The 9926-nt window shown below is 34.8% G+C and carries 9 protein-coding genes, 1 tRNA gene and 2 pseudogenes; 3 read left to right on the forward strand and 9 right to left on the reverse strand.

All coding sequences use genetic code 11. From position 1 onward, the window contains the following. Positions 1 to 132: 132 nt before the first annotated feature. Together J7E77_RS17470 and J7E77_RS17475 are read left to right on the forward strand one after the other, a co-directional pair. Positions 133 to 876 (forward strand): YwaF family protein, encoded by a 744-nt coding sequence (locus J7E77_RS17470; protein WP_214716013.1) that lies wholly within the window; start codon positions 133 to 135, stop codon positions 874 to 876. Between the two features lie 64 nt (positions 877 to 940). Continuing rightward, a tRNA-Arg gene (locus tag J7E77_RS17475) sits at positions 941 to 1014 on the forward strand. Positions 1015 to 1117: 103 nt separating this feature from the next. On the opposite strand, the gene J7E77_RS17480 is transcribed toward J7E77_RS17475, so the two are convergent. From J7E77_RS17480 to J7E77_RS17520, 9 genes and pseudogenes are all read right to left on the reverse strand, one after another. Next, positions 1118 to 1330 (reverse strand): hypothetical protein, encoded by a 213-nt coding sequence (locus J7E77_RS17480; RefSeq protein WP_214716015.1) that lies wholly within the window; start codon positions 1328 to 1330, stop codon positions 1118 to 1120. Positions 1331 to 2276: 946 nt separating this feature from the next. After that, entirely contained in the window at positions 2277 to 2585 is a 309-nt protein-coding gene (locus J7E77_RS17485) for an ArsR/SmtB family transcription factor (RefSeq protein WP_214716033.1), read from the reverse strand. Between the two features lie 224 nt (positions 2586 to 2809). Beyond that, positions 2810 to 3679: an N-acyl homoserine lactonase family protein gene (locus tag J7E77_RS17490; protein WP_214716017.1), complete on the reverse strand. Its 870-nt coding sequence runs from the start codon at positions 3677 to 3679 to the stop codon at positions 2810 to 2812. A 34-nt stretch (positions 3680 to 3713) separates the two neighbouring features. Further along, a complete protein-coding gene (locus tag J7E77_RS17495) occupies positions 3714 to 4229 on the reverse strand; it encodes a hypothetical protein (RefSeq protein WP_214716019.1) in 516 nt (171 codons plus the stop codon). A 46-nt stretch (positions 4230 to 4275) separates the two neighbouring features. Further along, on the reverse strand, positions 4276 to 5184 hold the full coding sequence (locus J7E77_RS17500; protein ID WP_214716020.1) for a DMT family transporter: 909 nt from the start codon (positions 5182 to 5184) through the stop codon (positions 4276 to 4278). Between the two features lie 813 nt (positions 5185 to 5997). Next, positions 5998 to 6612, reverse strand: coding sequence for a recombinase family protein (locus J7E77_RS17505; protein WP_214716022.1), 615 nt, complete (start codon positions 6610 to 6612; stop codon positions 5998 to 6000). Between the two features lie 574 nt (positions 6613 to 7186). Continuing rightward, positions 7187 to 7560, reverse strand: a pseudogene (locus J7E77_RS17510) (IS110 family transposase); the annotation flags it as partial. 15 nt (positions 7561 to 7575) lie between these two features. Continuing rightward, positions 7576 to 7719, reverse strand: a pseudogene (locus J7E77_RS31775) (RHS repeat domain-containing protein); the annotation flags it as partial. A 943-nt stretch (positions 7720 to 8662) separates the two neighbouring features. Further along, a complete protein-coding gene (locus J7E77_RS17520) occupies positions 8663 to 8842 on the reverse strand; it encodes a zincin-like metallopeptidase domain-containing protein (protein ID WP_214716027.1) in 180 nt (59 codons plus the stop codon). Positions 8843 to 9031: 189 nt separating this feature from the next. Between J7E77_RS17520 and J7E77_RS17525 the strand changes: the two genes are divergently transcribed. After that, positions 9032 to 9850: an MFS transporter gene (locus tag J7E77_RS17525; protein ID WP_214716029.1), complete on the forward strand. Its 819-nt coding sequence runs from the start codon at positions 9032 to 9034 to the stop codon at positions 9848 to 9850. Positions 9851 to 9926 lie beyond the last annotated feature (76 nt).

The raw sequence follows: 9926 nt of genomic DNA on the forward strand, positions 1-9926 counted from the left end.
CAAAAAGGAAATAATTAAAATTTCTTAAGAGGAGTAAAAGCAAATCCCATCGAATATAATTATTAAGGTAAAACTAGCATTAATTTACAATTGATAATTGTTTTGATTATTGTCTACAGGGGTGGTGGTAAGATGGATGGAGTTTTTGGCCGCAGTAACAAAAACTTTGATTTTGAGATGTTTTCTGCAAGTCACTTTGTTATTATCTCTATCTTACTCTTAGTTTCAGTCTGCCTATTCATGTTTAGAGATAAATTGAAGGCTAATGAATGGAGACGAACTGAAATCGGGGTCGCTATTTCACTAATCATCATGGAAACGACTTATCATACCTGGATGCTTTTAAATGGAAGTTGGGATGTCAGTCACGCCATCCCATTAGAATTGTGCAGTATTAGTCTGATATTAACCGTCATTTTATTGTTAACTAAGAAAAAAATAATCTATGAGATTTTATTATTCACTGCATTATTAGGCGCATCTCAGGCGTTATTAACACCATCATTAAATTATGATTTCCCGCATTTTCGATTTTTCCATTTCTTTTATACACATTTGATGGAGATCTGGGTGCCACTTTATTTTACATGGGCAAAGGGATACCGACCGACGATTTGGTCTGTATTAAAATTATGTATCTTTTTGAATGTGTTAATGCCGATTATTATGTTGATCAATAAACTGGTAGACGGAAATTATATGTTCTTAAGTCATAAACCTGACAGTGCGAGTTTATTAGATGTTTTAGGACCTTATCCATGGTACATTTTATCGCTTGAAGGACTATTAATTGGGCTTAGTCTAATCGTCTGGTTGATCTTCCGTGAAAAGACTGCGAAAAAAAACGAAGTGGCCAGAGACCTGCCAATTCAATAATCTCAACTTTTTATTGACCTTTTAGAATTAACAAATTATAATAAATAACGTTCCTATTTTATTTGTCTCAGTAGCTCAGTAGGATAGAGCAACAGTTTCCTAAACTGTAGGTCGGAGGTTCGAATCCTCTCTGGGACATCTTTTTAAGAAACGCTGTGTTATCGTATTTGTTTCCGTTCAATCATACGGGACAATCACGTGACATTGCGTTTTTTTTTTCGTTAGCTGTAGGACGTGGTTTTTATGACTGTAGGACAGAGTTTTGTAACTGTAGGACACCTCGATATTGTTCAAACTCAACACCGTCCATTAGGTCAATTTCTCTAATGCCAGCTTCACTTAAACGTGCTTCATATGCTTCGAGCTCTTCTTGTCTTTTTTTTGATTGATAAGCATAAACGGCAAGAATAGATAAGAGAAAGATAGCTAGTAATAAGAATACGTCTTCAAACACAATAATTCTTCTCCTTTTGAATAAAAGTTAAATCAGTCATTTAACAAGCTCCTCTCAAGGGCGAGTGATAAGCCTTTCTATTAGTCTCATTTTACCATCCTCCTTACCAAATTGTGGAGTTAAATAAATTACATTAATATGTAAAAAGGACCGCACAGCTGCATTAACAGTTTACAACGAATAACTCAATTATCTACTTTTATTAGCGTATTCATCGGTTCACCTCATACGTAAAATAACGATTTTATTATGGTTATGTTTAACGTATAATCGTTAATCGTCATGTCGTAATACTAAACCTCGCTAACGCTCAGTTGAATCCTGCTTATGCAGTCTTCTATTAGAACATAATCTATATAATCTTTAGATGTTACTGAAGCTGATAAGCTTTGGTTACATCACCGAGCCGATAGGCGAAGGTTATTACGTCATATACTTTCTCTTAAGACCTATACGCCTCTAACCCTTGATACGAATGGGTTTTCAGACGATTTTAGCACGGCCTACTTGCTAAATTTATTAGTCATAGTTACCACCCTAAATTGAACCGATTAATATCATCTTTTGTAATGCGTCAAGGCTTCGGATTCCACGTCATAGGCTTCCATCATCAGGCACATGGTAATAAAATATAACCCTCTTTCGTCATCCAGTGCCCCATTAAGTTACTGATCCATCATATATACGTTCCTATTCTTAACTACATATTCTAAAGTAAAAAAAATGACCGCCATTTTTGACGATCATAGTTTATTAAAGTAAAGCCAGTTACTTTAAGTACACTTCTTCACAAACTTGTCTTTTTCCAGTTCTCTTATTAAAGGAATGTTGCCCCGTTAGTCACATAACATAGAAAAGCCACCAATTGGCAGCTAGATCTGTAAAGAAAGAACAAAAAAATAGAAAGAACACTGAAATCTTAACCTTAATAGAGATCAGTTTCTTTCTATATTTCCTTCCCAATCATTTCTTTAATTCGCTGAAAAGCTTCTTCATTTCTTTTATAATAGGTAAATTTGCCATGGCGTTCTGTTTTTACAAGTCCAGCTCGATGTAGAATTGAAAGATGCTGCGAAGCAGTTGATTGGGAAATATTTAATTTCTGATGGAACTGTGTTACACATACCCCTGATTTTTTTAAGTCACTCACTTCCTCGGGTTGTGGCGAAAAATGCTTTTCCGGTTCCTTTAGCCAAACTAATATTTGCAGTCTTGTATCATTACCTAGAGCTTTAAAAATTTCTACTGGTTTCATAACATTCATTATATCGTCCTTTCACGATATGTCAAATATCCTATACTATATGTAGAATAGGATGTCTTAGTATCCAATAGCATTCTAAATTGTGTTACTACATTAGCTATTATTACTTGATTAGAGAAATGTAATGAACCGTATTGCAATATTATTCTCGAAAAGGTTGAACCATGGAATATTGGTCATTTTATTACTCCATGGTTCTAACTTTTATTCTAGTGTTATTTTACTTTTGATACCTCATCATCTGCCAAATCAACTTCTACTATAAATAAATCTTTATCCGTAATGCGGGATGGAAATCTTTCCGTAATCCCTTGCTCATGGATTGGTATGACACGTTTTGAATCTCTACCAACTAAGCACAACATTTTATCAAGACTAAATATCATTTCTGTTTGACTGCCCGTTGCCAATCCAACTGGAAGAAGGATACCGTCTTGGTTTTTCCCTTCGACATTCTCAAATTGGTAAGCATTATCTCCAGCCAGAATCCAACTATCTTCTTCAGAGCCGCCTTGTTTTACTCGAACAAACTGAGAACCGTAAGTGTGTGTATCAAATGCAGCAAAAATGTCTATCCCTGGTAGAAATTCTTCAACATCTCCATCTAAAAGTCTCATTCGTCCTTCTTTAGCAAGTTGAACTCCTCGTAAAATATCCGAAGGGTCAATACCTGACATCAAGTATTGGAATTGATGTGGAAGTGACATTGCCCAAATAAACTTAGACAACTCTTTTTCTTGCATATAGAAAGTTGCATTTGGAAAATCCTCTACGTTACCGAAATGATCAAAATGAGCATGAGTAATGATTACTGTATCAATATCTTCAGGCTTTAATCCCACTTCTTTGAGAACGACTGAAGGGCTTTGCCAATCGACTACGTTAAATTTCTCTCCAAGAACCTTTCCATAATCTTTATGGTTATATCCCACGTCGACCATAATATTATGACCGTTTCCCTTTATAACCACATAACTATAAGGTAGTTTTACATAACCTTCATTGTGCGCTCCATAAACAACTCCACTTTTATGATAATTTACTACACGAGAGTACTCTAATACCCAGATAGAATAATTTTTCATTTTAATATAAACTCCTTTAGTATATATTTTGAATTTAATGTGCACCACAGAAACAGCTTGTTTCCAGAGATATCATTCCTAATCCCATTGAGAATGAGGACGATTTTTTTAAATAGGAATTTGCAACAACTAACAAACGTTGAATGTCCTCTAATTGACGGTCATTCATAAAATAGATGTCTTCTATTAAAGACTGTCGATTAAAAATACTTTGAAGGGCTTGAACACTTTGGATCAAATGATCGAAGTGTATTTTTAGACCATTAGGAACAGCCAAATCTTTAATTCTATTACTAGTTTGAATTAATGTCTCATTAGCTGAAGATAAGGTTCTACTTACATCTTGTTTAACACCTAATTGCATAAGAAGTAAGCTACCACTTAATGCTTGAATCACACGTTTAATATCACTAAAATCCTGTTGAAGAGAAGCAAAATAGATGGCTGATTTCTCTTTATCAATCAGTCGAATAAATTTATGGTTAATATCTAAAGATTGGCCGGAAACCATCTTTTGATAGAGAGTTTCAACTTCGTTTTCCATTTTCATGATTTCACCTCCTTTCAAAGAATTTCATTTTCATATTTTCTTTAAGTTATATTTCGTGGGTATGTCCAAAAGAGTCTCTTGAAGATGTCACACGAAAATTCACGGAAATATACAGCCCCAAAAGTACTACCACTGTCCCAATAACTGCATAAACAGTAATTGCTTCTCCTAAAAATATTGCAGCCAAAATATAACCAGCGACAGGATTAAGCATTAACCAATTGTTTGCTTTAATAGCATCTTTTTTTAATAGATAAAACCAAAGGTTTACATTGAAAATAGAAAGAGCAAAAACGGACCAAAGTAAATAGCCTATAAAGTGAAAATCGATTGTAATAGACTCACCCGACTCTAAAATAAGCGTTGGGATAAGTAGGATTCCTCCCCCAATAATTACTTGCCAGGTGTTCACGACTATGGTAGGTAGCTGTAAATCAACTTTCTTGTAAATTAGACTTCCAACAGCCATTGCTATCATTGCAAAAACAAGTAATAAAATCCCGCTTATGGACGAATGGCTTCCCGATAATGATGGATAGGTAGCAACAAATAAACCTATAAATGATACAACCATCCCTCCCCATTCTCTAAGTCGAATAGTTTGCTTCATAAATATCAGAGCAAGCACGGCAAAAAGAAATGGATTTATAGGTATAAATAAATTGAATATTCCTGAAGAAACAGTTTTAAGAGCCAGTAAACCGAATCCTAAAAAGATGGAAGTGTTTAATAAACCTAACCAGAATAAAACCTTAAATTCTTTTCTATTTGGTAACGGATATTTGCCTTTATGAAACACATATAGATAGAAAAGTAATAAAATTCCTGCAATGATAAATCGAATAGTTGATAGTGTTAATGGTGGAGCTGAGTGAATGCCAAATTTCATTACTACAGCACCTGAAGCGTATAAAACTGTAAACAGTATTCCTATAAGCAATTCTTTGATGTTCATTAAATCGCTCTCTCCCTCCCAGTCATGAATAAAATCTAAATACAAATCGTTATATAGTTAAATAACGATGTGATGCTATAAAAAAATATACATTTCGTCACATAGAAAATTGACGATGTATTAGTTTGGAAAAAGTAACTATATCGTCGAAAAGCAATATGGTATCTTAAACTATGAACATTGTTAACTAATTTTAGATTAAAACTATTCTTATTAGTGTATTCCTCTATACTCCTTCCTCCTTCTAAACGACTCAAATTTGTAAAAACCGACTTATGGATTCATAACAACAAATCGTCATTTCGTTCATTAACGATATGATAACTTGTACTTTACATGATGTCAATCCTTTTTATTTATTCTCCTTATTCAACTATACTGAAATTTTTTGATTCCGAAGTTGTGGAAAAAGGAGCATCTCTCCTTTCCATCTCGTTAAGGTATCGAGATTTCACCCTGATATTTGTATTACACTAGGCATATTTCAATTATGTATTAGGGCCTTGTTCGTGATAGGGTAGCCCCCCTGTTCAATAAGAAAGACCGCTCTATACTTTAGAAACGGTCAATCATTCGTATTGCAATCGTTCGTCATAGCTGTCATGGTGGTGATGGCAGACGAGTATTTTACTATGGCGACTTCTTGAAATACTGCTACTATTACTATTACTGCTTCCATCATCATTAACCATGTCGGAAGAATATCCTTTGGACTAGGCACATTATGATATTACATTGGGGCCATGTTCGTGATAGGGTGGCCCACATAACATGAACTTTAGCAACTATACACGGAATAAAAAATTCAACCGTCTATAGGTTCGCCTGTTGCTCCTCGTATTCTCTTACCAACTTATAAAACGTTGTTCGCTTAAGATCCGCTATTTTCATGGCTTCTGTTGCAGTGATTCGCTCTGCCTTCCATTCTTTATATACTGTTATGAATGCATTTGTTAATTCCGCTTTTGGTCTGCCAAATTTTATTCCATTCTGTTGGGCAACGTCTATCCCCTCTCGTTGACGTTTTTTGATCCGCTCTCTTTCCTCTTCCGCTAACCATGATAGAATCTGTAATACCAAATCGGAGATAAACGTTCCAAGGCTGTCCTGGTACTTTGTAGTATCTAGTAATGGCATATCAAGAACCACAATATCCACTTTTAGTTTTTTTGTAATATCTGTCCATTCGTTTAAGATTTCTTCCTTGTTACGTCCAAAACGATCTAACGAGTGAATATATAGAACGTCTCCCGTTCGTAAATGGTGTTTAAGCGATTGATACTGTTCCCGATTGAAATCCTTTCCGCTTTGTTTATCGATAAATATGTCTCTGTTACTTATACCGACCTCTTTCATAGATTGCAGCTGACGTGCTTCGTTCTGATCTCGACTGCTAACACGAATGTATCCGAATTTACGATTGTCCATATTTACGTACTCCTCTCGATCACAGATATATAATTGCTTCCAGTATACCGAAAGTGTTCGTAAAAGTATGTGAACAATACGAATATTCGCAAAATGCATCAGATACTTTTGCGAATATGATGAAAAACGGTAGAATGCGAGTTTTAGGGAAATCCTTGAAGTGTTCGTAATTGTATACTTTTTTGAACGGATTTTCGCCTAATTAATGTGTTAGTTTAATTGTTAATTGAAGTTACTTTTAATCATTCAACCGAACTTATGGTCAAAAAAACTTTCTCTTCTATTATATATAATGTTCTAATACGCATTAGCCAAAAGGTCTTGATTAGCAACGGATTGAATATTTTTACAATATATGGAATAAAATAATAAATAAGAGCAAGGTTGGCCCTCCACATACATTGAGATTTCATCAATGCCTTGCTCCTTTATTTTTAGCTACAAGGCTAATGCCCAAGAATTACTTGCTATTTTCCATAGAATAGATTGTTATATATTAATTGCCAACCAGTTATGAATTTTGAAGGCATCAAAAGTGCCTTTATTTTTTTACAATTGTAAAAACCCATAGTTTGAAGGCAACCAGTTTTTTAGGATGATTAAACCTCTCGATCTCACCAATTCCAGGGATCGATTGGATAATCTTATTTTCTTCTATTTCTCCTTCCAAAGCATCTATTCGCTCATCCAACTTGGATAGATGCTCTTGGTATTGGAGAAACATTTGAATATACATCTCTAAGTTAATCAAATGGCTATGATATAGTGTACTCTTAAATGGGTTACGCTTAGCTGCCTCCATCAACTTCTTTGCTCTTCTCTTTCCTTACGCTCTGAACGACTTGTACATAAGCTCGAAATCTTATCTGCTAATTTAGATTCCCCTACCTTCAACACAGTTTCAGATGTGTTATTTTCCAAAAGTGTATTTAATGAAGTTATCGGATGGCTGATACTAGTTACACGGTCTAACGTATCATAGCTAACCGCTGTTTTGACACTTCGAGCATCTGTGATGCCTGTAATTTTATGATCGCTATCATAAGAAAAGGTAGTTATTTTCCCTTCAGGGGCGGTTACTTTTAGCAGATTCCCTGACGCATCATATTCGTAAGCTGTTACCCTTCCTCCGGGACTTTAATTTCCGAATGCCTCAACAGCTAGTTTCTCTCCTGATTTCACCGATTAAGGCTTGTTTATACTCTCCTGGAAACAGTAAGTTTTTTAAATAATCGGTTAATATTAAAAATTTTTCCTCAAAAACTACGCATAATCAAAATTTGTTATAATACAATTATCTTATAATGTTTGTTATATATAACAGTATAAAATGAGATGAAAAGGAGATGATTATTATGAAGGACGACACAAAAACCCCGTCACAACAAGAGGAAAATATTGAAGAAGAATATTCTACTATCCTAGAAATGATTAATGAGTATTATAGTATTTGTAGTAAATAAAAAGAAGGCTTAATAGCATGATCCATTTTTCATTTTTATAAACCTCGCTTGATTAAAGAGAAGTCGAGCATAATTAGACAAGCGATTCATCGTTATTTTTTTGATTTATCAAAAGATTAATTATTGTTACAAAAAGGAAGGCTGATTTCCAGAAAAGAGAAATCAGCCTTGAAAGTTACAAAATAACCAGGAAATACTGTTAGCTCCTCAAAATAAATAACCTTTACATTTTTCTCTTTAGTTAATTCCGTTAATTCCGCCAATTTCCCTAATGGGCTTGATCACAGGGTTGCTGCTCTAATCCGTCACATAAGTCTTAACAGGGATAGCGCCCGCAAAACGCGAATTTTGTACACTAAGCAAATACTCCACCCAAAAAAGCCGATTTCCTGTACGTAAAAGGAATCGACTTTTTATTTGTCTTATTCAATTAAAGCGCCCGATTGTTGAATAAGCTACTGCATATTCTCTTCGTAGTGCGCAGCAAACATAGTCAACCAAACAGCCACAACCACCCATAAGGTCATCTCCTTTTTATCAAGTATTTACATTGGTTTAACTAAGAAACTCTTCTCATTATAGTCTGTTTAACCATTTCCGCTACTAATTCCTCTTTCCTTCGAATACACTTCGTCCCCAAAAGCCACACCTTGTGTCGTGACGCCTGGGCGTGCTAAGCGACTTTGATGTCCGGTACTGTGAACGATTTCATGCAACAGGGTGCAATAGTATTCTTCCGGCACTTTATAATCTTTAAGTGGAGGCAATTGATTCTATCCCATGTCGGATAATATACGGCTTTTCCAGAATGAAATGTGTAATCAGGACCATTCATATATCCCTTAATAATTTCCTCTGCCTTTTCAATGGGGTCATGATCAAAGGTTTCATTACTTCTTTTACTTTCTAAACCTGTACACTGTTTATTAATCTCCCAAATTCGATAATAAAAAGGTTTGGCAAAAGTCTTTTTTTCCCCTGTTTCTTTGAAAGGCGGTAATGTTGATGTAATTGGCTTATTTCTAGTAGGAGCCATTGCTGCAACCCTATTGTTATATATTACTGGTTTTAACTATATTTATCTTCTCGTGTTTATTGTCGCAATTGCCTTGTTCATAGTTTATATCAGCAAGGATTCCAAAGCTTTCATTGGCATTTCATTTTTCCAAAACAAGCGTTTTTTCTCTTTGTTAGCAATCGCTTTTGTTATTTACTCAGTGCAATTAGCGTATATTTTCTTGTTTCCGTTTCTCCTTGAAAAGCTTTATAATTTGAATCTTGATACCATTTCGTTATTACTAATCCTGGCTTATGTCTTAGCCGCCACTGTTGGGGCACTTTCTGGAAAAATTGCTAGAGTATTAGGAACCAGGCAATGTATCACTATTGCAATGGCTGGTATTACCACCAGTCTATTGGTAGGCGGATTTTTTATACAAAGTTCTGTGATTGTGTTCGTAATTTCCATGATTTTATTCTCTAGTTCGTTTGCGTTTATGTATGCTCCGATGATTGATTCATGCATTAGTACTATTGCGAAAGAAAACTCGGGAACAGCGGTCGGATTTTATAATTTGATTCTTAATGTAGCTGCTTCCATTGGTATAGCCTATACAGTAGCAATGATGGATCACTCATCAATGAGAGGAAATATCCTTGAATATCTAAATAATTCGGACGCTTCCTTATATAGTAATATTTTATTGGTTCTTTCACTCATTACTGTTTTCAGCGCATTCCTGTATTGGGTTTTAGTGGGGCGATTTTCCAAATAAATGTTTAAAATGTGATCTAAAACCTTATATTAAATGAAAAGGAGATACTTAAAATAATATGGTACCTATAGATAGG

The organism is Bacillus sp. ISL-77, from assembly GCF_018613105.1.